Below are 26,231 nucleotides of genomic sequence, written 5' to 3' on the forward strand. Positions count from 1 at the left end.
AAGCAGAATCAGCGAAGCGTGGGAATGCAAATACTAAAGGAAAGGGCGACCCTGGCCGCCCGATCCGGTTTCTTGAAATCAGTCCCAATCGGGACGCGGTCTGTGACGCGGTGGTCCGTCGCGATATTCGTCCCGCCAATGATGGCGACGCCAGTCTCTCGGCGGCGGTCCCCAACCCCAGCGTGGTGGCCGCGGTGGTCCCCAACCCCAACCCGGAGGAGGAGGTGGTGGTCCCCATCCCCAACCGGGTGGCGGGGGCGGGCGGCGATAACCGGGAACGCATACACCGTCATAGTTCATGAACCAGCCGCGACCGCACCCGTCACGTGCTTTCTGAACGAGCCCCGACTGCACTGTTGGTTGCATATTGCCGACAGGACTGGCCTCGGCATGAAAGGCGAAGGTCGCCAGTGCCGCAGCTAAAGAAAGTACCGACACTCTCATGTCGTTTCTCCATCTCGTTTAACGGCACCAGTCTGATCTTCCATTTGGAACTATTCGCGGCAGCGAAAATCAATTTGCCTGTACGGCGGATATATTCGCGCTACCATTGAGCCGCACCATTATTGACCGCCCAATCGTTTCATCGTCTTCTTCAAAGTCGAAACGCTCTGATAGCCCGCTTCGACGCTGGCGATGGCGAGCGGGATCCCTTCCGCCTTTTTGCGCATGACATGGGACACGCGCAGGCGCTGCCGCCATTCGACAAAACTCATACCTGTCTGGAGACGGAACTTGCGCGTCATGGTGCGGCGGCTCATGCCGACTTCATCCGCCCAATCGTCAATGGTGAGATCAAGACCGGGATTGTCCAAAAGGCTGCGGCAAAGCCTGCGCAATTGCTTGTCGGTCGGCAGCGAGACGACATAGGGCTGTTCTTTCGCCGAGCGAACCTCGTCCAGAATAAGTGCGGTCAGATGCTGGGCGCGCCCGCTTTCATCATAGAGCACCGGTTCTTCGGCCAGTGCCTGCACGCTGGCGTCCAACAAGGGAGAAACTTTGAGAACGCGCGTCGGCTCCCAATGATCGTGCAGGACCGATTCTTCGATAAAGACGGCATGCATTTCCACTGCGCCATAAATATCGACGCTGTGTGGCACATCGGGCGGCAGAAGCACGGCGTAACCACTCGGCAGCATGAAAGCGCCATCTTCGGTCTGCGCCGTCATATAGCCGCTGTTGCTATAGAGAAGTTCGCCGCGCCGGTGACTGTGCCAGCCGGACGAAGCGCTTTTCTTATAGTCGCGCCGCATCACCGCCAGAGGGCGTGCAATGTCCTGATAGTCGATGGCGTGTTTCGGTCGCGTGCGAATTTCCATTTTGGCCCAATTTGACTGAAATTGTCATATTTAAATGGAATTGCAAAATTTTGACCCGAATGCAACCAAGATTGGCCTGACTCACCAAACGGTCCTGAATATATTCGCTCGCGCAACGCATTGATATGTGTGAGTAAATTAGAATTATTCTGAATTCTGGACTTGCGCAACAATAAAAAATAATCGCTACAGCCGCTGCTTTGACCGGCGGCGGGCATCAGCTGTTTTGCAGGAAACGGCAGGAGAACAAAGTTGAAGACGAGCAGGGACACCGTGCGCAACACAGATCGCATTCACAACAGCAGACGCGCCGGGTCGCTGCTCAAAACCGTGCTGCTTGGAGGCGTGGCTCTATGCGCCGTTGCCGTTCCGGCGATGGCACAGGATACGGGCGTCATCCAGCTTAACACGATCGAAGTGCAGACCTCCGGCGACAAGGGGCCTCGCGTTCCGGTGAAGGGCTACATCGCCGAATATAGCCGCGCAGCCACCAAGAGCGACACGCCGATCCGCGAAACACCGCAATCGATTTCCATCGTCACGCGCGACAACATGAATGATCGCGCTGTTTCGTCGGTCAGTGAAGCGCTGCTTTATAGCGCCAATGTGAACGGTCAGCGTTATGGCGCGGATGTGCGCTCGGATTACTATACGATCCGCGGCTTTCCGGCTGATCTCTATCTGGACGGCATTCGCATTCCGCAGATCGCCAACCAGACCGGCGGTTATTCAGGTTTCGTGGTTGAACCCTATTCGCTCGAAAGCGTGGAAGTTCTGCGCGGTCCAAGTTCCGCTTTGTTCGGTCAGAGCAATGTGGGCGGCATCGTCAACATGGTCAGCAAGCAGCCGCAAGCCGAAGCGTCCAATGAAGCCTATCTGCGGGGCGGCAGTTTCCAGCGCAAGGAGTTCGGATTCGATCTGACAGGACCGATCAACAACGATCCGCGTTTCACCTATCGGCTGAACGGTATGATCCGCGACGCCGATACGTCCTACGATCTGGGCAAGAACAACCGTATTGCCATCAATCCGAGCTTCGCCTGGCGTCCGGATGCGGATACCAGCCTGATCGTATCCGGCGGTTATCTCAAGGATGATCTGGGGCAGGCGGGTGTGATCGTACCGGCCTATGGCAGCGTGCTGCCGAACCCGACCGGGCAGAGCATTCCGCGCGACTTCACCGATGGTGATCCGCGTATTGCGACCTATAAGAAGGAAATCGGTTACGTTGGCTATCAGTTCGAGCATCGCTTCAACGATACTTTCACGCTGCGTCAGAACTTCCGCTATTCGCATCTGAAGACCGATTATCGCAACCTGTTTGCAGGCGTGCTGCCAACCAGTGGCTGGAACGGTAGAACGCTGCCGCGCACCAATTATCTGGCACAGCCGGAGCTTGATGCCATCGCCTTCGATACGCAGCTTGAATCGCGCTTTGATACGGGTCCGCTGGAACACACTTTGCTGGTCGGCGTCGACCAGCAATGGCAGCGTCTCGACAATTACACGGGCTCGGCGACCGGTCCGTCGCAGGACTTGTTCAACCCGACCTTCAATCAGCCGCTGACACCGGTCAAGGCCACGACGCGCCTTCTCCAGAATCAGTATCAGACCGGCATTTATGTGCAGGATCAGATCGAAGCGGGCAATCTGCGCGTGACGCTCGGTGGACGCAAGGACTTCGTCCGGGTTGATTCCGAGCAGACGACGCTCTCAACGGGTCGCACCGTCGATTACGAGCAGGACCCGGAAAAGTTTACGGGTCGTGCAGGTGTTGCCTATGTGTTCGACAGCGGCTTTGTGCCTTATGCGCTTTACTCGACGTCGTTCCTGCCGACGCTGACACTGGCGGATACGCCGCTCAAGCCGACCACCGGTACGTTGAAGGAAGTGGGCCTCAAATACGCCCCGGAAGGCGCGAATTACAGCGTGACGCTTTCGGCCTTTGAGGCTGAACAGCAGAATGTCGTCAATCGTATTTCCGGCGTCTACTATCAGACGGACGAAGTGCGGGTGCGCGGCGTCGAGCTGGAAAGTACGGCCCAATTGTGGGATCGCCTGAACCTGACGGCTGCCATGAGCTTCCAGGACCCGGAAGTGAGCGAAAGCCAGACCCCGGCACAAATTGGCAAAATGCCTTACACCGTACCGAAGGACCAGCAGTCGCTGTTCGTCAGCTATAACGTGCCGCTGCCGGACAATCTCAAGGGTGATCTCGTTTTGGGCGGCGGTGTGCGTCGCATCGGCAAGACCGCTGGCGACACGCTGAATACGTTTTTCGTGCCGTCCTATACGTTGGTTGATGCCTTCCTGCGCTATGATCTTGGCAACTACAGCCTGCAAGTGAATGCTACTAATCTCGGTGACAAGAAATATGTGGCGGGCTGTAATTCGACCAGCCAATGCTATTACGGTCAGGGCCGTTCCATCGTGGCAACAACGAGTGTGAAATGGTAGTGAGTCTCTCACGACGAGAATTTCTTGTGGGGGCGGCTTTTGCCGCCCTTACGTCTTCTGTTCGGGCCGAAGCGCCGCGCAAGATCGTAACCCTTGAATGGGCGGAAACGGAAATTGCGCTTTCGCTCGGCATTCGCCCGTTGGGCGTCGCCGATCTGGCGGGCTATCGGCAGTGGGTCAATATCGAGAATGACGGCCTCGCCGATGCAGCCGATGTTGGCGGGCGGCAACAGCCGAGCCTTGAAGCGCTTACGCGGCTGAAGCCGGACTTGATCCTGACCTCCGCACTGCGCCATAAGGCGATTGCCGAGCGACTCATAGCCATCGCGCCGACCGTGCTGCTTGACGGCGCGTCGGATAGCGCCGATCTCTTTCAGGATATGAAATCAAATCTTGCTGCCGCTGCAACCGCGCTCGAACGCGAGGCGGAGGGCAGGGCCGAATGGCAGACTTTCGAAGATGGTCTATCAGCAGCGCGGGCAAAACTATCCGGTTCGTTGCCCGTGGCGATTGCGCAGCCCTTGCCGGGTGTGGCGCGGCTGAGAATATTCACGACCAATTCTGCGGTGATGAAAACGCTGGTGCAGGCTGGTTTCTCCGAAGCAGTCGACCGTGGCGTGCAGCCCTTTGGTTTTACGACATTCGGGCTGGAAGAGCTTGCCGCTCTCGGTCCGGAAACACGGCTTTGCCTGCTGGATGATACGACGCCGAAGGAACTGACGGAAAGCGCCATCTGGCCAGTTCTGCCCGTGGTCAGTGCTGGTCATATCTATCATCTTGGAAGCGATATCTGGCCCTTCGGCTCAACGCGCTCGATGACGCGGCTGGTCGAGCGGACGTTATCGGCGCTCACTGCCTGACATACTAGAAAAGCCCCGGCTGAACCGGGGCTTTGTTGTTTCAGGCAACGGCGCGGGCGCATTCGCCTAGAATACGCAGCACTTCGGCACGCTCTTCAATTTGCGGCATATGTCCGCAACGCTGGAAGATATGCACACCAACTTTTCCGGGCAGGCCATGAGCATGGCTGACGGGAATGACCCGATCTTCCGCACCGAAGATCAGCCGCACAGGGATCGGCAATCCAGCGACGGTTGAACGCAGATCGAAGGTCTGTGTGCCATCGGTGAAGAACCGTTCCGCAATCGCGCTTTGCGCGGCGCGCAATTCCATATCGGCGGCCTGAGCGACCGTAGCATTGATGAAAGGCCGCGTGAGCAGTTTCTCATCGCTGACCAGCAATTTCAACCATGGGACGATGCTCGCCTCGCTTTTGGCGGCGATCAGGCCTTTGGTGAAGGCGCCGTTGATTTCGGGGCCGAGACCGGCAGACGAAATCAGCACCAGCGAACGCACATCGACGATGCCACGTGCGGCAACGACTGCAGCAACAGCGCCGCCAAACGAATGGCCGCCGAGCAGGCAGGCATTTACGCCGAAGGCTGCAAGTGTGGCTTCGACGGCTTCGGCAATTGCATCGACGCTGTCCGGCACCACCCGCGGGGAAGCACCGTGTCCGGGAAGATCAAGCCCCAGAACCGGATGGCCAAGCGTCGCCCCTGCAAACAGCCCCCGCCACGAATTGAGGTCGGCAGCAAAGCCGTGGATCAGGACAACCGGCAGTTTTCCAGCTTCACCCTCACGTAGCCAGACGGCATTGAGCGGTGCAGCGGAACCGGACGCAGCAGGTCTTTGTGCCGGGGCGGCAGCCGATGGGCTTAAAGCCACAGCGGGGGCGTAGCCGATCTTCGCCTCGACATCCTTTTTTTGCACGCGGCCCTTGGGGCCGGAACCGGCAATCGCCTCCAGATCGATACCGGCTTCGCGGGCCAGCCGGCGTGCAAGCGGCGTTGCACGCACGGCAGCTTCCTGAGCGGCAAGGCCTCGGGAGGCAGAAACGACCGGTTCGAAAGGTGGGGGGCCATCCTCCCGAACCGGCACGGGCGCGCTCTGCGGGGGCGCAGGCTGCGCATTGGCGGTGAGCTCAACGGATGGTGGTGCTTTGCGCTCTTCGCCTTCTTCGTAAATCCAGGCAACGGCCTGACCGACTGGCACAACAGTACCTTCGGCGGCAGTCACGTCAGCGAGAGTGCCGCTGGCCGGTGCGTCCACTTCCATGGCCGCCTTGTCCGTTTCGATCTCGAAAAGGAGCTGGCCCTTCGTGACGGTATCGCCATCCTTGGCGTACCAGCGCGAAATCTGGCCGGTCTCCATATCCATATCGACTTTCGGCAGGATGACTTCAACCGCCATGGTCAGCGCACTCCCCTGGCAAGATCGCGGGCGCTCTTGAAAATGTCAGGCACCTGCGGCACGGTCGCGCGTTCCAGATCCGGGTTGTACGGGATTGGCGTTTCTGCGCCACCAAGGCGGACGATCGGGGCATCAAGATAATCGAAAGCATCGCTTTCGGCGACGATGGCCGAGATTTCCGCGCCGATACCGAGCGTTTTCACGGCTTCATAGACGCAAAGCAGCTTTGAGGTCTTCTTGACGCTTTTGATGATCGTGTCGCGATCAATCGGGCGCACTGTGCGCAGATCAATGACTTCCACGTCGATGCCTTCCTTGGCCAGTTCTGCCGCAGCATCCAGCGCCTTATGCACCATGATCGCGGTCGCGACGATGGTGAGATCGCGGCCCTCGCGCACCACTTCGGCCTTGCCGATGGGAACGGTATAATAGCCTTCCGGCACTGGGCCTTTCATTTTGTAGAGCAGCTTGTGCTCGAAGATCATGACAGGATCGGGGTCTTCAACGGCTGCAAGCAGCATGCCCTTGACGTCATGCGGCGTGGATGGCTGCAAGACCTTCAGTCCGGGCACATGACCGAGCCAGGCTTCGAGGCTCTGGCTGTGCTGTGCAGCGGCACCCGTGCCGGAACCGGCCGGAAAGCGCATGACCAGCGGCACCGAAACCGCGCCGCCCAGCATATAACGGATTTTTGCGGCCTGATTGACGATCTGCTCCATGGCGAGCGCGGCAAAGTCGGAGAACTGGAATTCGAAGATCGGGCGCATGCCGGTGAGCGCCGCGCCGACGGCGACGCCAGCGCCGCCCAGTTCGGAAATTGGCGTATCCATGACGCGGTCTTCACCGAAGCGATGCACGAGATCGCCGGTAACCTGAAACGCGCCGCCATAGACGCCGATGTCCTCGCCCATCAGGAAAACGCGCTCATCGCGCTCCATGGCAATCGCCATGGCTTCCTGAACGGCCTGCGAATAGCTCAACTCGCGGATTGTGGTGTCCATGATCAGATTTCGTCCGTATATACGTCGCGGGTCAGGTTGGTGAGGTCGGGAGAAGGGCTGTTCTTCGCGAATTCAATCGCCTCGGCGATTTCCTTCTCGACATTGGCCCGAATGGCTTCGATCTCCTTATCGTCGATCACGCCATAAGCCTTCAGATCAGCCTCGAAATGCGCGATGGGATCGCGATTGTTCGCCCAATCCTCGATCTCTTCCTTGGTGCGATAGCGGTTGCGGTCGCTCTTCGAATGACCGCGCAGTCGGTAGGTCTTGTTTTCGATCAGCGAAGGGCCTTCGCCGTGCCGTGCGCGTTCCACCGCCTCGCTGATGGCTTCCGCCACGTCGGAGAGGTTGTTGCCGTCCACGACCTTGCCCGGCATGTTGTAGGCCGAAGCGCGATCCGCAACATTGGCCACCGCCGTTGAACGCTTGGTTGAAGTGGACATGCCATAACCATTGTTTTCGCAGACAAAAACGACCGGCAGTTTCCAGACGGAAGCCATATTGAGCGCTTCATGGAAAGCGCCTTCATTATTGGCGCCGTCGCCGAAAAACGACACGACAACCTTGTTGTTCTTCTGCTTCTTGGCGGAAAGCGCAGCGCCGACAGCAATCGGAATGCCGCCGCCAACGATGCCATTGGCGCCGAGATTGCCCTTGGACACATCGGCAATATGCATGGAACCGCCGCGGCCCTTGCAATAACCGGTTTCCTTGCCGAAGAATTCGGCAAACATACGCTTCACATCGGCACCTTTGGCGATGCAATGACCATGGCCGCGATGGGTCGAGGTGATCATGTCATCGTCTGTCAGCGGCAGGCAGGAACCCATGGCGCTTGCTTCCTGTCCGATGGACAGGTGCATCGTCCCGTGAATAAACCCCCGCGTGTAGCTTTCCTCCGCGCCTTCTTCGAAGCGGCGGATGAGATACATCTTGTGCAGAGCTTCCTTCAGCTGTTCAGGCGAATAGGTGCGAAAAGCGAAGGGCAGGTTGTGGCGATCTGCGGCCTGCGCATGAATCTTTCTGGCTTGAACCATGGTGCGGCTCCTTATGCTCCGTAAACGAGCTTGTCCTGGCGAGCGCGCAGTTCGGCAATCTTCGAACCCGGCGCGACGGCTGCATTGTCATAGGTGATGAGTTCACCCTTCTTGATCGGCTTCGTCACGCTGCCGTCCTGAAGAAGGCCGCACGGGATGGCATGCGCGGTACGCGCTTCGCCAGACGTCATGATCCAGGCGCGGTAGCAATATTCGCCAATGGCATCGAGCTTTTCGCCTGGCTGCATGTCCTTCTTAGCGACAGCACATACTTCGGCCACGGGCTTTGCCAGCGGCACCATATCCGGCTTGCCGTAGAGCACGACGCGGGCGCAGGTCAGCGGAACTTCCAGCGAGGTCAGGTGATATGGACGGTGGAAGGTGAAATATGGACCCTTGCCCATTTTCAGATCTTCCATGCGTTCGGAAACGCGCGGATGCGACATGTCGGCCACGACGAAGACGCCGGGCGCAACACCCTTGCCGATGGAATAATCCACCACGCCGACCTTCGACAGCACGCCGCCGTCCTTTTCCGGAATCAGCGTCTTGTTGAGCTGGTCAAGCGTTGCGGCAGGGCCGTGCATGCCCGCCTTGTCCGGCACGAGGCCGGTGGCATTCGCGATGGCTGCCATTTCAACCATGGTCTTGGAACCATCGACGAACTCAACCAGCATACGCACATTCATGTTGCGGCGCTTGGCTTCTTCCAGATAATCATCGGGGATGGCGTCGATGTTGAGCGGGTTGTTCTTGCCCTTGCCCGCAGCAACGATGGGGTGACCCATGGCGGAAACGAATTCGATCAGTTCCATGCAGGAAGACGGTTCGTCGCCAGCGCCGAGGGAATAGGTGACGCCCAGACGGTCCGCTTCCGCCTTGAGGTAAGCGCCGATGGTGACGTCTGCTTCGACATTCATCATAACGAGATGCTTGCCATGTTCCATGGCGCGCAGGCCAATTTCCGCGCCGACAGCCGGAACGCCGGTGGCGTCGATTACCACATCGATCAGATCGTTTTCGAGGATCAGGCTGGCATTGTCGGTTACGGCGACCTTGCCGCCTTCCATGGCCGAGGTCAGATCGGAGGCGTTCGAAACCTCCTTGCCGTGACCTTCTTCCTGATAGGCGATGTCGACTGCTTTCAAAGCGTTCGGAACACGCAGTTCGGAAATGGCGCCAATTTCGATGCCGGGCATATGCGCCACGCGCGTCACGATATCGGTGCCCATCTCGCCGGAGCCGATCAGCCCGATGCGGATTGGCCGCCCGCTGTCCGCACGCGCCTGCATATCACGTGCCAAGCCCGTCAACGCCACATTCGTCGCCATCTTTTCCTCCTGATGTTCCTCCAGGCGCCTTCGCGCCTCTCTTCCTTTACCCGATAATGAACATTTGTTTCCAAGTCAATACGAGTGTACATATATCACACTCGTCGGACCTGTTATTCCTTACCGTGCTTTAGCGCTTGTGAACAAACATCGGTCTGTTATAAAAAACAAATGTTCTGCCCGGTGTTTCAAAATGCAACACAACAAAATCTTGTGGGGGCATACGGCGCGGAACTTGATACAAGCGTTCGAACGGCCTGGCATTCGTTGGAGGATGGCCGGGGGGAGGAGAAAACTATGGACGCATTTCTAAGCGGCCTGAAATCGGCCATCGATACGTTGGGAGCGACGGTCCTGCTCCCCATCGTCATTTTCATTATCGCCGTGGTTCTGGGCGCAAAAGTAGGCAAGGCCTTCCGCGCAGCCGTCACCATCGGCGTCGCCTTCATTGGTATCAACCTTGTGCTGGGGCTGATGTTCACCTCGATCGGCGAGGTGGCTCAGGCTATTGTTACCAATACGGGCATCAAGCGTGACATCGTGGATGTGGGCTGGCCTTCGGCTGCCGCCATCGCCTTCGGTTCGTCCGTCGGGCTTTGGGTGATTCCGGTCGGAATTCTGGTCAACATCGCTCTGCTTTTGATGCGCTGGACCCGCACGCTCAATGTCGATGTGTGGAATTTCTGGCATTTTGCCTTTGTCGGCTCGCTCGTCGTCGCGGCAACGGACAATCTGGCCTATGGCATTATCGTTGCCGCCCTTGTTGCCGCTCTGTCGCTTCTGTTCGCTGACTGGTCTGCACGCGCCGTGCAGCAGTTTTACGGCGTTCCGGGCGTTTCGGTGCCGCATCTGGCGTCGGCGCAAATTCTGCCGATTGCTATCGTGCTCAACTGGATCATGGATCGCATTCCTGGCATCAACAAGATCCATATCAGCACCGAAACCATCGAGCGCCGCTTCGGCGTCTTCGGCGAACCTGTGGTTCTTGGCCTGATCATCGGTCTCGTGCTTGGTCTCATCGCTTTCTACAATGCAGGTGATTTCGGCCATGTGCTGGCCAAGGTGCTCGGCACCGGCATGACGCTTGCCGCCGTGATGCTGCTTCTGCCGCGCATGGTCAAAATTCTGATGGAAGGCCTGCTGCCGGTTTCTGACGCGGCACAGGAATTTGTGCGCAAGCGCACGGGCGACCGCGAATTGCTGGTGGGTCTCGATTCGGCGATCCTTATCGGCCATCCGGCTGCCATCTCGTCGTCGCTGATCCTCGTGCCTATCGCGATCATCCTGTCGGTGATTCTGCCGGGCAACCGCGTCATCCTGTTCGCCGATCTTGCGGTTATACCGTTCATCGTCGCCATGACCGCGCCGCTGTTGAAGGGCAACGTGTTCCGCATGGTCGTCGTCGGTACGGTGACGCTCGCCATCGGCTTCTATGTGGCCAATGCGCTGGCGCCGCTCTTCACGAGTGCTGCCGTGTCGTCCGGTTTCAAGCTGCCGGAAAACGCGTTGCAGATCACTTCCGTGGTCGACGGCTTCCTGTGGGTGCCTTATGTCATCATCGCCGCAATCCAGTGGTTGGGCGTTGTTGGAATCGCGGTTCTCGCAGTCGTCATCGCCGCAGCGTTCATTCTCTATCGTCGCAACACAGACGGTTGGGAACGCGCCGCCGGTGCAGAAGACGAGCCAGCCGAGCAGAACAACTGGTAAGGCGCAAAAGCAATACTGGCCGCATACCGGAGAGGTATGCGGCTATCTGAAATGGAGGATGGAATGGCGAACGGCCTGATGGCTTTTCTCGACCCTGAAGCGATAGAGCTACAGAGCGAGGCCAAAACCAATGAGGAGATCATCCGTATTCTGGCGGCAAAGCTGGAACGGCTTGGCTATGTAAAGCCCAGCTATGCGGATGCGGTCGTAAAGCGCGAACAGACCATGCCAACCGGTCTGCCGCTGGAGCGCGAAGAAAACGTCGCCGTTCCGCATACCGATCCCGAGCATGTCCTGAAAGCGGGCATCGCTTTCGCTACGCTGAAATCTCCCGTCATCTTTTCCAATATGGAAGATCCGGAAGAGGAAGTGCCTGTCGGTTTTGTTTTCCTGCTTGCCATCAATGACAAGGACAAGCAGATCGAGACCTTGCAGCAGGTTATGGCGACGATTCAAAATGAGGACGCGCTGGACAATTTAAAGAATGCGCGCACGCTCGCTGACGTTGAAGTTGTGCTGGGCTAACCGGAGGAAACACAATGGCCAAAATGAAAACGATTCTCTTTGCCTGCGGCACCGGCGTCGCAACATCCACTGCTGTGAACGCTGCCGTCACCGAAGAAATGAAAAAGCGCGGACTGGCCTTCAACGCGCAGCAGGCCAAGGCTACCGAGGTGCCATCCCTGGCCGATAATGTGGATTTCATCGTTTCGACAACGCCGATTTCTGCCGCAGTCGAGAAGCGGGTGATCAAAGGTCTCGCTTTCCTGACCGGTATTGGCAAGGACAAGGTTCTGGACGAAATCGAAGCCGAACTGCGCAAGTAATTTCGCCGCAGCGACTTTGGCTGAATTGGATAGAGCGCTTTCGTGTAAGATCACGAAAGCGCTCTATCTGTTTGTATTATCTGTATTTCGCGCGTCAGTTCGGAACGGAATGACCGATGCGGCGGAGCATTTCGGCAGCGCTTTCCTCGTCGGTGATGAAAACCGTTGGGCGCAATAGCTTCATCGCGCCCAGAAGCGCTTCGATCTTTTCCTTGCCGCCGGATGTGAGAATACGTTGTGGCGTTTTCTGCAAGCTTTCGATGCTGGCAGACATGACGCGTTCATGCACAGGGTCGTCGACGATACGGCCATCGGCATCGTAGAAGTGAAACAGCACGTCACCGACCGCGCCATTGGCGCGCAGCGATTGCTTCTGCTGTTCATCCACGAGCCCCACGCGATAGGAGGTACTGCTGGCGGTTTCGATGCCGCCGATACTGAGCAGTACCATGTCGAGGTCCTCGGCCATGTCCAGCACCGTATTGAGGCCGCAGCGCTCGATAAGCGCGGTGCGGGTTTCCTTGCTGTCCACCAGGGCGGGCGCGGGGATGAGATAGCCTTCGCCCTGTAGCATCTGCGCGAACTGCCAGGCAAATTCCGGCGGATTGGAGCGTCGCGGCTGCACGATGCCGCCCAGAAGCGAAATGACCTTGAGATCGTTGACCGGACGCGAACCGATATGCTGCAGGGTGCTGGACAAGGTGCGGCCCCAGCCGACGCCGATGCGCATGCCATGCTGAATTTTTTCTGACAGATAGGCACCTGTCGCAGCACTGATCGGGGGAATCGGGTCGGTCTCGGCAGAGGAGAGGGGCGCGACGATGGCCTGTTCCAGCCCGAACGCCTTTTCAAGCGCCGCTTCCAGCGCGGTCAAAGCCGAAAGCTTGCCTTCGATGGTGATCTTAACCTCGTTGCGGGCGCGAGCATCGGCAAGAAGACGCACAATGGTCACACGGCCAACGCCCAACGCATCCGCAATATCGCTCTGGGTCATCTGCTCGACATAATACATCCACGCCGCACGGGTTCTCAGCCGGCTGGTGCGGTTTTCCGCTGCAACGCCTTCGGAGCCCACCAGAAGCTCGTTGGTTTCAGCTGCGTTCCGTTTCCCCTTGGCGGTCTTCTTCAAATCGATTCCCCAAAATTCTTACAGTTTGCGCCTTTGTGAATATGGAACCTATTGCTTTTCCGGGACGAGGAAAACAATACTTCTTTTGTATCGGTTAAGATACGATTGTTGGCCTCGCAAGGAGGGACGACCGCCATGCTGCGCACACTTTCCGATGAAATCGCCGTCAGTCTGAAAGACCGTCTGCGTGACATGCGCTATGTGATCAGGCGCGCCCGGCAAAGTTCGCGTGCCCCAGAAAACAGCCTGCCCGCACCGGAAGCGCTGCTCGGCCATGCCGCAGGCGTGATGGATACAGCGCTGACCGCTGCCGAAGCGATCTCGATTTCGTTCATCTCGTCTGAGCCGGCCAAACATCATGGCGCGCCGCAAATGCGCAGCCTTTCCTTCTATTTTGGCACCGGCGCGGAAGGTGCGCGCGGTTTCCGCAGCGATATGTATTATTTCCTCAAGGGAACGATGCGCCGTTACGGACTCGAAAACGCGCTGATCCATGAAGCGGCTTTTTCTGTGATCCATGGGCGTCTGTTGCGCAAACATGCGGACGTTCTGCGCGATCCCGCAACGGTTGCGCAGGCGCTGACCGCGCTGTTTCTGGAGTCTCTGGCTGAAAAGCCTGTGCGCTCGATGTTGTCGGAAGCCTCGTGCGATCCGGAAAATCTGCGCAAGGCGGAAGTGGTCGGGCTTGCCGCCGCTTGCCTCGCTTGCGGGCTGGCGACGGTGAAACCTGCCGACCTCGCCGATATTGATCCGCTGGAAAGCGTATTCATGGTGCTTGAAGCACGCTATGAGCGGCTGGTCGATGCGGCGGAGGCCCGCGACGTGAAGAAGCTCGAAACCCTCTTCGCGACGCTGATCGCCCATTTGCCTTAACCGAGGCGGTTCATGCGCCGAACAGGTCGGCGATGATCTTCTTGGCGCGGGGAATGGAAGCTGGGCTCATGCTGAGCTCGGTCAATCCCATGCGGATAAATTCCGGAATGAGATCCGGCTTGCCTGCCGCTTCCCCGCACATGCCCACCATGATGCCCGCCGATGTGGCCGCTTTCGCAGTCATTTCAATGGCCGCCATCACGGCTGGATGGTTCACGTCATTGAGCTTTGCCACCGTCGGGTTGAGACGGTCTGCCGCCATCACATATTGCGTCAGATCATTGGTGCCGATGGAGAAGAACGCGGATTCCTTGGCCAGCTGATCGGCGGCAAAAACAGCTGCCGGTGTTTCGATCATCACGCCGAGTTCAAACGAGCTATATTGTTTGCCTTCTGCGGTCAGCTCGCGCTCGCATTCGGCAATCAGCACCTTTGTCGCCCGGATTTCTTCAATGTCGGAAACCATCGGCAACATGACCTTCAGATGGCCGTGCACGGCGGCGCGAAGCAGGGCGCGCAATTGCGGCTTGAACACATCCGGGCGATCAAGGCACATGCGGATACCGCGCCAGCCGAGGAATGGGTTTTCCTCTTCAGGGAACTCAATGCCCGCGACGGGCTTGTCGCCGCCGATATCGAGCGTGCGGACAATCACAGACCGCGGCGCGAAAGCGCGCAGAAGTGACGCATAGGTTTCCATCTGCATGTCTTCGGACGGCAAATGGATATGCTTCATGAACAGAAGCTCAGTGCGGAACAGTCCGACGCCCATCGCGCCTGCGGTCTGGGCCGCTTCGATTTCCTCCAAGGCGCCAAGATTGGCCGCAACCTCAATCGTCACGCCATCGGCGCGCCGCGGCGTGAAATCGCGATACTTGTCCAGCGCACGCTGCTCTTCCGTGGCCTTCGCAATGCGGCTTTCGATATCAGCCAGAACGGTGGCATCCGGGTCGTGATGAACAATACCGGCGCTGCCATCGACGGCAACCTTACGCGCGGTCTTCAGCGTGTGAACCGCGTCGCCAAGCCCAAGCACTGCCGGGATTCCGTGCGTGCGCGCAATGATGGCGACATGCGAGGTCGCACCGCCATGGCCGCAGGCCACACCGCGAATGCGCTTCAGCGGTGCGCGGGCCAGATCCCAAGCGCCGATGTCTTCGGCAATCAGAATGGCGCCGTCCGGTAATCCGTCGAGATTGATATCTTCCTGACCGAGCAAAGCGAGGCATATCTGGCGGCTGATCGCGTGCACATCATCGGCGCGCGCATTGAGATAAGGGTCGTCGAGGTTTGCGAATTGCTGGGCGACCGTCGAGGCAGCACCAAGCGTCGCGGAGACCGCATCCATGCCACCGCGAATAAGCGCAAGGGCTTCCTCCCGCAGGCTGTCGTCGGAAGCAATGTCCTTCAAAGCGGCAACGATGCCGCGATCACTTTCGGCCAGATCACCACGCGCGAGCGAATGTTCCATCCGTTCCTGCACGGTCGCGACAGCGGCCTCGTAACGGCTGATTTCCGGTCCGATTTCATCTGCTGCCAGCTTGCCGGTTCCCGGCGTGATTTCGGCCGGGAAAAACGGAAATGCCTCACCAAGCGAAAGACCTTCGCTGGCGGCAACGCCCTTGATCTGACCCTCCGGCAACGCCGTAACGGTAACATTTGTGGCCGGGGCGACGACGATGGAAGCGGCTTCAGTGGCCGCGACAACAGCTGCGCCTTCATTTTCCTCAAGTCCGGCGCGTGGGTTTTCGAGATAGCCGATCAGCGCTTCCAGCGCCTCAATTGCGTCGGCCCCTTCGGCGCTGACGGTGACTTCGTCATTTTCCTTCACGCCGAGCAGCATAAGTTTGACGGAGCTTTTCGCGCTGACGCTTTTGCCGCTCTTTGCGATCTCGATATTGCACTCGAACCCCTTGGCGAGCTTGACGAAGCGGGTGGCGGGGCGCGCATGCAGCCCTTCATGCACCCGGACGATGGTGGAGCGTTCCATTTGAGAGCCTTGGATCATGAATGCTTCTTGAGATCAGTCGCTGATGACGATCATATGTCCTTCGCGCAGCGCGGCAACCAGAGCGGCGCCGTCAATTTCGCTGGCACAGATCTCGCCCGGGCGGTCGGTCGAGTCAGCGCCGGTAAACGATATCACCACATGGCCGATGTCACGCACTTTCTGCCAGGCGCTGGTTCCGACAGCCGTGATGCTTGCCGTGATGTCGCCAATGGTGATGAGCGCGCCAACGGGCGGTGCGGCTTCCTGCGGGCCATCTTCGACCGCATGCATCACCGAGACTTCCGCCAGCTCGGGCGGGGAGCCCTCGGCAAACAGGATCACAACGCCGCCTTCGGCGAGATCAGCCACTTCGGGACCGATTGCGGTGATCCGTGTCTTGAGATGTATCGGCATGGCGGCAGTCCTTTTCAATTTCACTCAATCTGCATCCTCCAAAAATTGGGGAGATGAGGATGCAGAAAATTAAAGGCAGAGATTGGGAGGAGCGGCCCGCCGCGTTGATACGGCGAGCCAGTTTGCGTCAAAGCACGGCGAGGCTAACGAGCCAGGCGATGAGCACCGAGACGGGACCCATGATCTGGCGGCTGATCAAGATCGCGGGCACGCCGATTTCAATCGTCTTCGGCTTGGCTTCACCGAGCGCCAGACCTACCGGCACGAAGTCGCAACCGACCTGCGTGTTGTAGGCGAAGAGCGCGGGCAGGGCCATTGCCGGAGCGATGGTGCCATTGGCGATCTGCGGGCCGATGATTGCCACACCCACCACCTGCGCGATGACCGCGCCCGGTCCGAGGATCGGAGACAGGAAGGGCAGGCCGCAGATGGCCGACAGAACGAGCAGGCCGACGATGTTGTTGGCGAGCGGTCCCATTGGCTGGGCGAGAATATCGCCGATGCCGGTATAAAGGATGAGACCGATCAGCATCGTCACGAAAGCCATGAATGGCAGAACGTTGCGGATGACCTGATCGATGGTGCGCCGACCGGCGTTGAAGAAAATGCCAACAACACGGCCCATGACGCGACCGATCCGGCTGATCAGCCCGACGAGACCGCCATCATTCGACGTATCGATGGGCGCTGCTGGCTTTTCCTCGGCCTTGGTGGCGGCAGCTCCAAAGGAAGCAGCTGCTGCAGGAGCCTCGGAGCCATCAGCAGGGACGACATTTTCGGGTTTCACGCCGGAGACATAAATGTCTTCGGTGATGAACTGCGCGAGGGGGCCGGACTGGCCCACGGGCGTCAGGTTGACGGTCGGGATGCGCTTGCGCGGATAGACGCCGCAACGCGCGGTGCCGCCGCAATCGACCACGACGACGGCCATTTCGCTTTCAATGGGCGGAGCGCGGAAACCGTCTACGGCTTCGCCCCCGGTCATTTCTGCGATCTGTCTGGCGAGCGGATGAATGCCGCCGCCGGTCACGGATACGATCTTGCTGCGCTGTTCGGTGGGCTGGATGACGAGCGGTCCGCCCCAGCCACCGGAGCCGTGAGAAATTCTAACGGATTTATAGGTTTTGGCCATGATGTCCTCCCGCGCGCCTTAGAGCTCGATGCCCTGACGGCGCGCCATGATGGCGGTGATGCGTTCGGTGAGCATGCCCTTGAGCAGGATCACGACGAGGCCGACGAGGGCGTACCAGATGGCCACATTGATGTGATATCCATTGGGCACGGCACCCTTCTTTTCCAGTTCAAGCAGCGCGACGAGCACGCCGCCCCAGACGAAATATTCGCCGGGATTGATATGCGGGAAGAGGCCAAGCGGCGGATGCACATAGGACACTGCCGCGTCGTAGAAGGCAGGCTTGTGTTTTTCCTCAAGGAACGAACCGAAGGTATAGGCCATCGGGTTGGTCAGGAAGAATACCGACAGAACCGGTAGAACCGTATAACGGGTCAGCGCGATGCGGCCTGCGCCCTGTGCCAGACCGTGCACGCGCTTTTCGCCGACCAGTTCGGTGATTGCGTAGAAAGCGGTCATCAGGACTACCAGCGTCGGAATGATGCCGGTCACGAAACCGGAAAACACTTCGCCGCCCTTCTGGAAGATGCCGATGAAGTGCTTGCCGATCGAGGCAAGCCAGCCCAGCTGTTCTTCCTGCGTGACGTGTTGCAGACGCTCCTTGAACTGATCGACAGTCAGATTGTCCGCGCCGGTCGCCTGTGCAAGCTGCACAAGGTTATGGCTGCCGTGTTCGACGGCAAGCTTGCCGTGAAACACTGCATCTGTTGCCATGTTGGCTGCCATCTGGCTCGCCACATGCAAGGATTGTAAGGTCGTATCGGCGCCTTGCGCCAGCATTGCAGCTATTGACATTTCTCCTCCTCCACGCCCGTCCTCGTCGGGCGATACCCCTTGAACATTTCCACCCAGTTCGCGGTGAGGCACGCGCTCAGGCGTGCGCCAGCTTCAGTCCTTCGAGAGACGCGCCGTCGGATTGCTCGCGGATGCGGTCGATCTGGTCCATCGCCTGTTTTGCAGCAGCGTTGACGGGTGATTTTTCGAGCGCTTCCTGTTCGCGCCGCAAAGCATTGAGCGACATGCCCTCATAGGCCTCCTGCCGCTTGAATTTCGCAAACACGGTTCGCCCGCTCATTTCCAGAAAACGGCGGACTTTCAGGTCGCGGTCGACCACAATCATGACAATGACGCCTTTGCCGAAGCGCCCCCGCACATGGCCCGCACCGACGAACCCGTCAGAGTAGCGGGATGTGACGCCTTTCAGCACGTCGGAGTAATGGCGCATCTGAAACCAGACGCCCAGCGACTGGACTCCCCATAACAGAGCCAAAGCCAGTAAAGCCCATTGCCAGATAGCCATTTTCTCCTCCTCCACCGGAGGCTTGATGCGTCTTCATGCGCCGCCAGTCTCCGTCTCTTCACAGAACATTTGTTTTCTTAAATGTCAATATGTATAATTATGAGGTGAATATCTCTGGACGGACAAGCTGACAACAGCTGTTGTTTCGCATATGGTCTGTCGGCGTTGGAGGCGTGGAATATGGATTTGCTTTTGAAGAACCAGATGGCATCGATGCCGGATTTGCGACGCCGCTTGCGGCAGTTGCGCTGGTTCCGCGCGACGTTTCGCAAACACGCCAGCCTTCTCCACGATGTTTATGGCGTCGATTACGATATTGACGAGCAGAAACTGACGGAAGCTTTTCTGAACTGGGTTGAGCTGGTCGAGCAGAACAAGCGCTTTGCCAAGGTGGACCGCAAGGATTTCATCACCTTTGCCGCCGGTCTCGTTTTGCGTGAATTGATCCGCCTATCGCCTGCCAAAGCCCGATCAATCCCCAAGGCAGTCGAGGGCGAGAACACGCCGCAGCACGACATTATCGCCTTCTGGCCGGAAGGCTTCCTCTATACCAACTACTGCATTTGCGCGATTGCCGCTGTGCAGGAGCAGGAATTCGGCGTGGCGCAGGATATCGACGCCTGTGCGGACGATTTGCGGACCTGGTGGTCATATCGGGAAAACGTGGCCGACATGCCAGGCTATGCCATCGCTTTCCTCGACAAGTTTCTGGGCGGCGAGCCAAACTGGGTCATGCCCGATCTGGCATCCGCCCGCGTGGCGGTTCAGCGCGCGCTCGGCGCGCAAAATCCGTCAGGCGCGATAAAGGGTTAGCGCCTTTAGCGGAAGTCGCCCGTCAGCTTGACGGGCGCGGCGGCAAACCGGCGCGAGAGCGCATCTTGTCGAGCAGGGCGGCTGCAATCGGCTCATAATTTTCATCGAAGTGATGACCACCAGCCAGTTTCATGACGTCCATGCCCTTCAGTTCTTTTGCCGTGCAGGCGGTGTCCTCTTCTTCTTCGCCATAGACACAGACGACGCGGTCGAGCGGTATGCTGGAAATCGCTGGAACGACATCCTTGTCGCCATCCATACCAAGCCAGCCTTCGATGGAAACCTGGAACGTCGTCGTGGTTTCGACGCCGAGCAGGCCGATCATTTTTGTGCGGTCCTGAATGGACGGATCGAGATATTTCCACGCGAAGGGGAATGTGTCGGCCCCGAAGGAATAGCCAAGTACGGCGACGGGCAATTTGCCTGTCGGATCAGCCTTCTTGATCATGGAAGTCGTGTCCTTGGCGATTTCTTCCGGCGTGCGTTCCGACCAGAAATAACGCAGCGAATCGACGCCGATGACATGCACGCCATTGGCTTGAAGCCATTCGCCGATGGACTTGTCGAGATCGCGCCAGCCGCCGTCCCCGGAATAGAACACGGCCACCATCTCCGCATTGTCACCCTTGGCGGGAAGATCGACAATCGGCAGGGCCTCGTTCTTGGCGTCCTGATCAGCCATGGCAACAACATTATCCACCGCCATTTTCATGCGGGTCGGGAAATCCTTTCCGCTCTGGAGAACGGCGATATTTTTTTGCCGCGCTTCGACGGGATTGTTGGTTTCGCCTCCGGGAGGGCTCATCACCAGCGCAGGCGCAGGTATCTGGGCATCATAGGCATAAGTGAAGGCGCCATCCGGTGTCTTCGTCGCGGCTGCCTTTTCCGTGCACGAGGGCAGGCGGGTCTTGGCCGGAACCGGGTCGAGCGAAACCGCGCCCGCAATGGTGGCGTCGGGCGAATCTGAGGCAGCGGCATAGGCAATGGTTGCGCCCTGGCCAAGGCCGGTCAGCACCGGATGGAAATAGACATCGAGATCAAGCCCGCGCAGTGCTTCCTTGGCGATGGCCTCAAAATCGGAGTCGAGGTAGTTGCATTCGCCATCTTCCTTATCGAGCGAAGCGCGCCAGGGCCCGAGTTCAACCGGGAGAACGATCATGTTCCTGGCCAGGAGCGCGTCCGTATAGGCGCGTTCCTTTTCGCCGATGCCTGCCTCGTCGCTGAGAAGGATCGTAAGCCCGACCGGGTCGCCGTTCGGCATATAGACCGGGATGTTCGACAGCCGTTCAGCGCTCGCATGCATGACCGGCTCTTCTGAGCCTGTGAGTTTTGTCCACATGCGGGCGATCTTGCCGGTATGCAGCGAGCCGTAAACGCCCGCCGCTCCAAGCAGCACAAGCCCGACCACGGTAAAGAGGACGCGTTCTTTCTTCATTTACGGATGAACTCCAATGGGCTGCCGTTGATCAGGGTTGTGGCGTCGAGAAGGGCGCGCGGCGTTTCCAGTCCACCGGGGCAGACCATGTAATGCGGGGTCCAGACGGGATCGAATTTTTCCTTAAAGGCCTTCAATCCGTCGAAATGGTAAAGGTCCGCGCCCCGCTTGTAGATGAAGGAGCCGAGCCGGTTCCAGCGCGAGGCGAGCCTGCTGCCGCTCAAACCGGAAAGCGGAGCCGCGCCAAGATTGAACCATTTGTAGCCTTCGGCCTGGCTGGTCATCAAAAGCTTGGCGAACAACGCATCCATCAGCAGCTTGTGGACATTCGGCATATAACGCATCAAATCCACGGTGATTTCGTGCTTGTCGGCACCGCGCCACAGATTGGCAAAAGCGACGATCTCCCCTTCATGTTTCAGCACGGCAACGTCGAAACGCTTCATATAGTCGTCGTCGAAATAACCGAGTGAAAATCCTTTTTCGCTGCCGGACTTGAAATCGAGCCAGGCATCGGAAATTTCACGCAGACGCGGAATAAGCGGCGCAACTTCAGCCGCCGGAATGATTTCGAAGGTGAAACCATCCTTGTCGATCTTGCGGTCGGCATAGCGAAATGGCTGGCGGCGCGGTCCTTCGAGCGAAAAGTCGGTCAGATTCACCCGTGCGACTTCGCCCAGTTTCAGCGCGATCAGCCCCATATCCAGAAACAGCGGCAGGCTCTGCGGGCCGACGCCGTAAAAAACCGTGCGCAGCGCCAATCTGTCGGCAAGCGCATGAAACGCCCATGCTGCTTCCTTGCCGGTTTCAGGATTGCCGATCGGCTCGCCAAGCGCGATCAGGCTGCCACCGGATTGGGCATACATGATGAAGGCGCTGTTATCCGGCGCGAGCAGAAACTGCTTGTCGCCCAGCATGGCCAGTGCCGCATCCGTATGCGGGCATTCGGCAACCAGATTTGGAACGGCTTCCGGAATCGAATAATCGACCTTGCGCCTGCGGTGGCTGTTACGATTGATGATCGAATGCAGGCCGACAGCGGCGACCAACGCGAAAACCAGCACGGTCGCCCGCAGGAAGCGGGGGGCATTGCCGCTCCATGCAAAATCCCACCACAGATCGCTTGAATATTCAACATGGCGGTAGACGAAGAAGCCAAGCCAGGTGGACACCAGCACCGTCGTGCCGACCGTGGTGATCCAGTTCCAGCTTAGTTCGAAAGGTCCGGATATCGGACGACGATAGAAGGAATCGCGGAAGTTCCAGAGGGTTGATGCGAAGATGCATAGAATGACGGCTTCTTCCCAATCGAGGCCCTTGACGAGCGAAAACACAGCACCGCTGAGGAGCAGCGTCATGGCCGCCACCCATGCACGCTCCAGCCGCTTGGAAAGGCCGCGCGCAACGATCAGAAGCGCGACACCCACGAGGCTTGCCGCCAGATGCGACATTTCCATCAGGAATTCCGGCACGATGTCGGAGAGCAGTTCGACGCGATAGCGCAAGTTGGGCGTTGCGCCTGAAATCAACAGAATGATGCCGCCCAGGAAGATGATGCCAGCAGAAAGGCTCGGCACCAGAGGCTCGAACAGCCGTTTGGCGAAGGCGGCCTGCTTGCCCAGCATTTGACGCCGCCGCATTGCTTCCCAAACGAGAATGCCAGCCGTTGCCACGACGAGCGGCATGACCGTGTAGATGATGCGATAAGCGAGCAGGGCGGCAATGGCATCCGGTTTTCCGCCGAGGCCCAAACCGGCAATGATGGTCGCCTCGAAGGCGCCGAGACCGCCGGGCGCATGACTGGCGATACCGAGAACAATGGCGATCACATAGACAAGCGCGAAGACGGCGAAACTTGGCACTGCGTCGGAAGGCATCAAAACATATAAAGTGGCCGCAGCAGCGCCGACATCGACCAGTCCCGCGCAGATCTGGATCAGCGCGCCCTTGGAGTTGGGAAGCCGGAGGCTGAACGAGCCTATTCTGACGCTGCGCTCGCCATGCGACAGCCAGTAGATCAGCCAGCCGATACCGCCGAGGATCACCACCCCGGCCACGATATCGATGCGCGAATCGATGGTGGACAGCCACGGCACGTCTTGCGGGTCGATGAGGAGTGCAGCGCCGATCATGATGATCAGCGCGAACCAGATTGCGAACCATGATGTGCCGACGATCTTGCCGATATCCGCCAAGCTGACGCCTTCTGCGGCATAGATGCGATAGCGAAGCGCACCGCCGGTCAGAAGTGAAAAGCCGAGCGCATTAGAGATCGCATAGCCTGCAGCTCCCGCAACTGCAGCGATGCGGCGCGGAATCTGGTTCGGTGCGATGGTGTCTACCGCGACGACATCGTAAAGGGCGACAGCCGCATAGCTCAGCACCGTAAAGAAGACGGCGAGCGTCAGCGTCGTCCAGGAAATGCTATGCAATGCCGCAAGCGTTTCCGAACGCGACGTATGCTGGAGCATCGTTTCCAGAACATAGATCGCGAGCAGCGCGATGGCGATGCCCGCCACCGGAAACAGAAAATGCTGATATCGCCTCAGCCAGCCCAAAGACCCGGAAGACGCAGCTATATGTTGAGAAGGCACTTCATCATCAGTCAAGCTCATCGGAGCGCCATCCAGTTGGAGCAATCAACAAATTATTGTAAAGGCGGGGAGTGATCCCGATTTTGGGCAAACTTGTGTTCTAATGTGCTGTTGTATCAAAAATATTCAGAGTTGCATAAAACTTGGTCTATATAAGCCTGCGGTTCGCCCGGGCAACAAGCCATTTGATGAACGAATGAGGTAATCGTGCTCGATGTTTCCTATATGACGGCGGCTGGTGCGGGAGCGCTGTCGTTTTTATCGCCCTGCGTTCTTCCGCTGGTGCCCCCTTATCTTTGCTATATGGCTGGCGTGAGCGTCGAAGATTTCCGCGCTGATAAAGCCGCCCGCGTTGCGGCGGAACCGTTTGCGCGTCGCTCGCTTGCCTTTGCCGCTATCTGCTTCGTCCTCGGCTTCACCACGGTTTTCGTGGCACTGGGAGCTGGCGCATCGTCTATCGGCGCATTTTTGCGCGCATGGCAGCAGGATATCGCCATCGTCGCCGGTGTCGTCATCATCCTGATGGGCCTCAATTTTCTGGGCCTGCTACGCTTGTCCTTCCTGTCGCGCGAGGCGCGCTTTCAGGCGCGCAATGCGCCCGCTTCACCACTCGGCGCTTACGTCATGGGGCTGGCCTTCGCATTCGGCTGGACACCGTGTATCGGCCCGGTTCTCGGCCCGATCCTGACACTGGCTGGCGGTAGCAGCACCGTGGGCGAGGGCGCGCTTCTGCTCGCAGTCTATTCGCTGGGTCTCGGTATTCCGTTTTTGATCGCAGCACTTTTTTCCGGTGCTTTCATGCGCTTCCTGTCCCGCTTCCGCGTGCATCTCGGTAAGGTGGAAAAGGCGATGGGCGCGCTTCTGGTCGTTGCAGGCGTCCTGTTCCTGACAGGCGGCATGCAATCCTTCTCATTCTGGTTGCTCGAGACGTTCCCGGTTCTCGGGCGGCTTGGCTAATTCCGTAAGCTTCCTTATACGCTTTCATGCTAAAGCGGACGAACACCACATATTTCTGGATAATGTCATGACAGACCGTACTTGCCTTTCCATCGTGCTTGCTGCCGGCGAAGGCACGCGCATGAAATCCAGCTTGCCGAAAGTGCTGCACGCAGTCGCGGGCCTGCCGCTGGTCTGCCATGTGGTCAAGGCGGTGCAGGGGACAGGCAAAAGCGATGTCGCGCTGGTCGTCGGACGCGGTGCGGAAGACGTGCGCGGCGCGGTCGAGAAGTTCGCCGGTCCGGTTTCAGCCTTCGAGCAGACGGAACGCCTCGGTACGGCCCATGCTGTGCTTGCAGCGCGTGAGGCAATTGCGAAGGGTTATGACGATCTGCTGATCGTCTTCGGCGATACGCCGCTGATCGAGGCGCAGTCGCTGCAAGCGGCCCGTGCGCGTCTGGCCGATGGCGCGGATATCGTGGTGATTGGCTTCCGCCCGGAAAATCCGCAGGGCTATGGCCGCCTGATCGAAGACGGTGACCAGTTGATCGCCATTGTCGAGGAAAAGGAAGCTACCGAAGCCCAGAAGCAGATCGGTTTCTGCAATGGCGGACTGATGGCCGTGCGCGGAAGCGAAGCGTTGGCGCTGCTGGATGCGGTCGGCAATGACAACGCCAAGGGCGAATATTACCTTACCGACATCGTAGCCATCGCGCATGAGAAGGGCCTCAACGTAACGGCGATCGAAGTGCCGGTTGATAATGTCATCGGAATCAACAATCGTGCAGAACTCGCGGAAGCCGAGGCCATCTGGCAAAACCGCAAGCGCCGCGAGATGATGCTGGCCGGTGTGACGCTGATCGCGCCGGAAACAGTGTTCTTCAGCCATGACACGCTGGTGGAAGCTGATGTCATCATCGAGCCGAATGTGTTCTTCGGTCCTGGTGTTCATGTTGCATCGGGTGCGCTTATTCATTCCTTCTCGCATATGGAAGGCGCGAATGTTGGTCCGAGCGCGGAAATCGGGCCTTTTGCGCGTCTGCGTCCTGGTGCAAAGCTTGGTGAGAAAACCAAAGTCGGCAATTTCTGCGAAGTGAAGAACGCCGATGTGCGCAAGGGCGCCAAGATCAATCACCTGACCTATATCGGCGATGCGATCGTCGGCGCATCCAGCAATATCGGGGCTGGCACGATCACCTGCAATTACGACGGTTACAACAAATATAAGACGATCATTGGTGAAAACGCCTTTATCGGCTCTAATTCGTCGCTGGTTGCGCCGGTAGAAATCGGCGACAACGCCTATATCGCTTCGGGCAGCACAATCACCGACAATGTTCCCGCTGACGCGCTGGCTTTCGGTCGCGCGCGGCAGGAAACGAAAGAAGGCCGGGGGAAGATCCTGCGGGAGAAGTACGCCGCCATCAAAGCGGCTAAAACCTCATCGAAATAAATCGACTATCAGACGACCCGAGAGCGGATGGCTTGGCTTGCCGTTCCGCTTTAGAGTCTTTAAACCGGCCAGCAAAAGCAAGCGACCCAGATCTGGAGCAGATGCATGTGTGGAATTATCGGTATTATAGGCAAGGATGAAGTCGCGCCGCTTCTGGTCGATGCTCTGAAACGACTGGAATATCGCGGTTATGATTCCGCCGGTATCGCCACCTTGCAGGGCGGAAAGCT

22 protein-coding genes are annotated in these 26,231 nt (G+C 58.5%); 9 read left to right on the forward strand and 13 right to left on the reverse strand.

Annotated features, from left to right (window positions below):
• Positions 1-563: 563 nt before the first annotated feature.
• Positions 564-1,319: a helix-turn-helix domain-containing protein gene (locus JAU75_RS21150; protein ID WP_199058472.1), complete on the reverse strand. Its 756-nt coding sequence runs from the start codon at positions 1,317-1,319 to the stop codon at positions 564-566.
• A 252-nt stretch (positions 1,320-1,571) separates the two neighbouring features.
• Here JAU75_RS21150 and JAU75_RS21155 point away from each other — a divergent pair, with 252 nt between their 5' ends.
• Both JAU75_RS21155 and JAU75_RS21160 read left to right on the forward strand, forming a co-directional pair.
• On the forward strand, positions 1,572-3,776 hold the full coding sequence (locus JAU75_RS21155; RefSeq protein WP_371836222.1) for a TonB-dependent siderophore receptor: 2,205 nt from the start codon (positions 1,572-1,574) through the stop codon (positions 3,774-3,776).
• Positions 3,770-4,636, forward strand: coding sequence for an iron-siderophore ABC transporter substrate-binding protein (locus JAU75_RS21160; RefSeq protein WP_247880574.1), 867 nt, complete (start codon positions 3,770-3,772; stop codon positions 4,634-4,636). The genes JAU75_RS21155 and JAU75_RS21160 overlap by 7 nt, the downstream gene beginning before the upstream one ends.
• 40 nt (positions 4,637-4,676) lie before the next feature.
• Here the strand turns inward: JAU75_RS21160 and JAU75_RS21165 are convergent, their stop codons facing one another.
• The 4 genes from JAU75_RS21165 to JAU75_RS21180 are packed head-to-tail and all read right to left on the reverse strand — an operon-like array spanning position 4,677 to position 9,398.
• On the reverse strand, positions 4,677-6,029 hold the full coding sequence (locus tag JAU75_RS21165; RefSeq protein WP_199058474.1) for an acetoin dehydrogenase dihydrolipoyllysine-residue acetyltransferase subunit: 1,353 nt from the start codon (positions 6,027-6,029) through the stop codon (positions 4,677-4,679).
• Between the two features lie 2 nt (positions 6,030-6,031).
• Entirely contained in the window at positions 6,032-7,030 is a 999-nt protein-coding gene (locus JAU75_RS21170) for an alpha-ketoacid dehydrogenase subunit beta (RefSeq protein ID WP_199058475.1), read from the reverse strand.
• A gap of 2 nt (positions 7,031-7,032) precedes the next feature.
• Entirely contained in the window at positions 7,033-8,067 is a 1,035-nt protein-coding gene (locus JAU75_RS21175) for a thiamine pyrophosphate-dependent dehydrogenase E1 component subunit alpha (protein ID WP_199058476.1), read from the reverse strand.
• 11 nt (positions 8,068-8,078) lie between these two features.
• Entirely contained in the window at positions 8,079-9,398 is a 1,320-nt protein-coding gene (locus JAU75_RS21180) for an NAD(P)H-dependent oxidoreductase (RefSeq protein WP_199058477.1), read from the reverse strand.
• 297 nt (positions 9,399-9,695) lie between these two features.
• Between JAU75_RS21180 and JAU75_RS21185 the strand changes: the two genes are divergently transcribed.
• The 3 genes from JAU75_RS21185 to JAU75_RS21195 all read left to right on the forward strand — a co-directional run bounded on the left by JAU75_RS21185 (position 9,696) and on the right by JAU75_RS21195 (position 11,932).
• Positions 9,696-11,105, forward strand: coding sequence for a PTS transporter subunit IIC (locus tag JAU75_RS21185; RefSeq protein WP_199058478.1), 1,410 nt, complete (start codon positions 9,696-9,698; stop codon positions 11,103-11,105).
• Positions 11,106-11,168: 63 nt separating this feature from the next.
• Positions 11,169-11,630, forward strand: a complete 462-nt coding sequence (locus tag JAU75_RS21190; protein WP_078340331.1) for a PTS sugar transporter subunit IIA — start codon at positions 11,169-11,171, stop codon at positions 11,628-11,630.
• 14 nt (positions 11,631-11,644) lie between these two features.
• Entirely contained in the window at positions 11,645-11,932 is a 288-nt protein-coding gene (locus JAU75_RS21195) for a PTS sugar transporter subunit IIB (RefSeq protein WP_199058479.1), read from the forward strand.
• A 94-nt stretch (positions 11,933-12,026) separates the two neighbouring features.
• Here JAU75_RS21195 and JAU75_RS21200 read toward each other — a convergent pair whose 3' ends face one another.
• Positions 12,027-13,061, reverse strand: coding sequence for a sugar-binding transcriptional regulator (locus JAU75_RS21200; RefSeq protein WP_199058480.1), 1,035 nt, complete (start codon positions 13,059-13,061; stop codon positions 12,027-12,029).
• A gap of 135 nt (positions 13,062-13,196) precedes the next feature.
• On the opposite strand from JAU75_RS21200, the gene JAU75_RS21205 reads away from it, so the two are divergent.
• Complete coding sequence (locus JAU75_RS21205; protein WP_199058481.1) at positions 13,197-13,934, forward strand: hypothetical protein; 738 nt, start codon at positions 13,197-13,199, stop codon at positions 13,932-13,934.
• A 10-nt stretch (positions 13,935-13,944) separates the two neighbouring features.
• On the opposite strand, the gene ptsP is transcribed toward JAU75_RS21205, so the two are convergent.
• From ptsP to JAU75_RS21230, 5 genes are all read right to left on the reverse strand, one after another.
• Positions 13,945-15,924, reverse strand: a complete 1,980-nt coding sequence (ptsP, locus tag JAU75_RS21210; protein WP_199058497.1) for a phosphoenolpyruvate--protein phosphotransferase — start codon at positions 15,922-15,924, stop codon at positions 13,945-13,947.
• Positions 15,925-15,957: 33 nt separating this feature from the next.
• Positions 15,958-16,338 carry a PTS glucitol/sorbitol transporter subunit IIA gene (locus JAU75_RS21215; protein WP_199058482.1) on the reverse strand — a complete coding sequence of 127 codons (381 nt, stop codon included), beginning with the start codon at positions 16,336-16,338 and terminating at the stop codon, positions 15,958-15,960.
• Between the two features lie 127 nt (positions 16,339-16,465).
• The gene (locus JAU75_RS21220; RefSeq protein ID WP_199058483.1) at positions 16,466-17,470 is read right to left on the reverse strand and encodes a PTS glucitol/sorbitol transporter subunit IIB; all 1,005 of its coding nucleotides are present in this window, start codon (positions 17,468-17,470) and stop codon (positions 16,466-16,468) included.
• 18 nt (positions 17,471-17,488) lie between these two features.
• Positions 17,489-18,265: a PTS glucitol/sorbitol transporter subunit IIC gene (locus tag JAU75_RS21225; RefSeq protein ID WP_199058484.1), complete on the reverse strand. Its 777-nt coding sequence runs from the start codon at positions 18,263-18,265 to the stop codon at positions 17,489-17,491.
• 76 nt (positions 18,266-18,341) lie between these two features.
• Positions 18,342-18,770, reverse strand: coding sequence for a transcriptional regulator GutM (locus tag JAU75_RS21230; protein WP_138783763.1), 429 nt, complete (start codon positions 18,768-18,770; stop codon positions 18,342-18,344).
• 180 nt (positions 18,771-18,950) lie between these two features.
• Between JAU75_RS21230 and JAU75_RS21235 the strand changes: the two genes are divergently transcribed.
• Positions 18,951-19,583: a hypothetical protein gene (locus tag JAU75_RS21235; protein WP_199058485.1), complete on the forward strand. Its 633-nt coding sequence runs from the start codon at positions 18,951-18,953 to the stop codon at positions 19,581-19,583.
• 22 nt (positions 19,584-19,605) lie between these two features.
• Here JAU75_RS21235 and JAU75_RS21240 read toward each other — a convergent pair whose 3' ends face one another.
• Together JAU75_RS21240 and mprF are read right to left on the reverse strand one after the other, a co-directional pair.
• Positions 19,606-21,018: a virulence factor family protein gene (locus JAU75_RS21240; RefSeq protein WP_199058486.1), complete on the reverse strand. Its 1,413-nt coding sequence runs from the start codon at positions 21,016-21,018 to the stop codon at positions 19,606-19,608.
• On the reverse strand, positions 21,015-23,633 hold the full coding sequence (mprF, locus tag JAU75_RS21245; RefSeq protein WP_199058487.1) for a bifunctional lysylphosphatidylglycerol flippase/synthetase MprF: 2,619 nt from the start codon (positions 23,631-23,633) through the stop codon (positions 21,015-21,017). The genes JAU75_RS21240 and mprF overlap by 4 nt, the downstream gene beginning before the upstream one ends.
• Positions 23,634-23,819: 186 nt before the next feature.
• Here mprF and JAU75_RS21250 point away from each other — a divergent pair, with 186 nt between their 5' ends.
• Both JAU75_RS21250 and glmU read left to right on the forward strand, forming a co-directional pair.
• Positions 23,820-24,569, forward strand: a complete 750-nt coding sequence (locus JAU75_RS21250) for a cytochrome c biogenesis CcdA family protein (RefSeq protein ID WP_199058488.1) — start codon at positions 23,820-23,822, stop codon at positions 24,567-24,569.
• A gap of 67 nt (positions 24,570-24,636) precedes the next feature.
• Positions 24,637-26,001 (forward strand): bifunctional UDP-N-acetylglucosamine diphosphorylase/glucosamine-1-phosphate N-acetyltransferase GlmU, encoded by a 1,365-nt coding sequence (gene glmU, locus JAU75_RS21255; RefSeq protein ID WP_199058489.1) that lies wholly within the window; start codon positions 24,637-24,639, stop codon positions 25,999-26,001.
• Positions 26,002-26,231 lie beyond the last annotated feature (230 nt).

The sequence above is a fragment of the Ochrobactrum sp. Q0168 genome, from assembly GCF_016427605.1.
GTDB lineage: Bacteria > Pseudomonadota > Alphaproteobacteria > Rhizobiales > Rhizobiaceae > Brucella.

Excerpts from the sequence above, each read along its gene's own strand:
- JAU75_RS21150 (WP_199058472.1), bottom strand. The coding sequence starts at position 1,319 with ATGGAAATTCGCACGCGACCGAAACACGCCATCGACTATCAGGACATT.
- JAU75_RS21160 (WP_247880574.1), top strand. The coding sequence starts at position 3,770 with ATGGTAGTGAGTCTCTCACGACGAGAATTTCTTGTGGGGGCGGCTTTT.
- JAU75_RS21165 (WP_199058474.1), bottom strand. The coding sequence starts at position 6,029 with ATGGCGGTTGAAGTCATCCTGCCGAAAGTCGATATGGATATGGAGACC.
- JAU75_RS21170 (WP_199058475.1), bottom strand. The coding sequence starts at position 7,030 with ATGGACACCACAATCCGCGAGTTGAGCTATTCGCAGGCCGTTCAGGAA.
- JAU75_RS21175 (WP_199058476.1), bottom strand. The coding sequence starts at position 8,067 with ATGGTTCAAGCCAGAAAGATTCATGCGCAGGCCGCAGATCGCCACAAC.
- JAU75_RS21180 (WP_199058477.1), bottom strand. The coding sequence starts at position 9,398 with ATGGCGACGAATGTGGCGTTGACGGGCTTGGCACGTGATATGCAGGCG.
- JAU75_RS21185 (WP_199058478.1), top strand. The coding sequence starts at position 9,696 with ATGGACGCATTTCTAAGCGGCCTGAAATCGGCCATCGATACGTTGGGA.
- JAU75_RS21190 (WP_078340331.1), top strand. The coding sequence starts at position 11,169 with ATGGCGAACGGCCTGATGGCTTTTCTCGACCCTGAAGCGATAGAGCTA.
- JAU75_RS21195 (WP_199058479.1), top strand. The coding sequence starts at position 11,645 with ATGGCCAAAATGAAAACGATTCTCTTTGCCTGCGGCACCGGCGTCGCA.
- JAU75_RS21205 (WP_199058481.1), top strand. The coding sequence starts at position 13,197 with ATGCTGCGCACACTTTCCGATGAAATCGCCGTCAGTCTGAAAGACCGT.
- ptsP (WP_199058497.1), bottom strand. The coding sequence starts at position 15,924 with ATGGAACGCTCCACCATCGTCCGGGTGCATGAAGGGCTGCATGCGCGC.
- JAU75_RS21215 (WP_199058482.1), bottom strand. The coding sequence starts at position 16,338 with ATGCCGATACATCTCAAGACACGGATCACCGCAATCGGTCCCGAAGTG.
- JAU75_RS21220 (WP_199058483.1), bottom strand. The coding sequence starts at position 17,470 with ATGGCCAAAACCTATAAATCCGTTAGAATTTCTCACGGCTCCGGTGGC.
- JAU75_RS21225 (WP_199058484.1), bottom strand. The coding sequence starts at position 18,265 with ATGTCAATAGCTGCAATGCTGGCGCAAGGCGCCGATACGACCTTACAA.
- JAU75_RS21230 (WP_138783763.1), bottom strand. The coding sequence starts at position 18,770 with ATGGCTATCTGGCAATGGGCTTTACTGGCTTTGGCTCTGTTATGGGGA.
- JAU75_RS21235 (WP_199058485.1), top strand. The coding sequence starts at position 18,951 with ATGGATTTGCTTTTGAAGAACCAGATGGCATCGATGCCGGATTTGCGA.
- JAU75_RS21240 (WP_199058486.1), bottom strand. The coding sequence starts at position 21,018 with ATGAAGAAAGAACGCGTCCTCTTTACCGTGGTCGGGCTTGTGCTGCTT.
- mprF (WP_199058487.1), bottom strand. The coding sequence starts at position 23,633 with ATGAGCTTGACTGATGATGAAGTGCCTTCTCAACATATAGCTGCGTCT.
- glmU (WP_199058489.1), top strand. The coding sequence starts at position 24,637 with ATGACAGACCGTACTTGCCTTTCCATCGTGCTTGCTGCCGGCGAAGGC.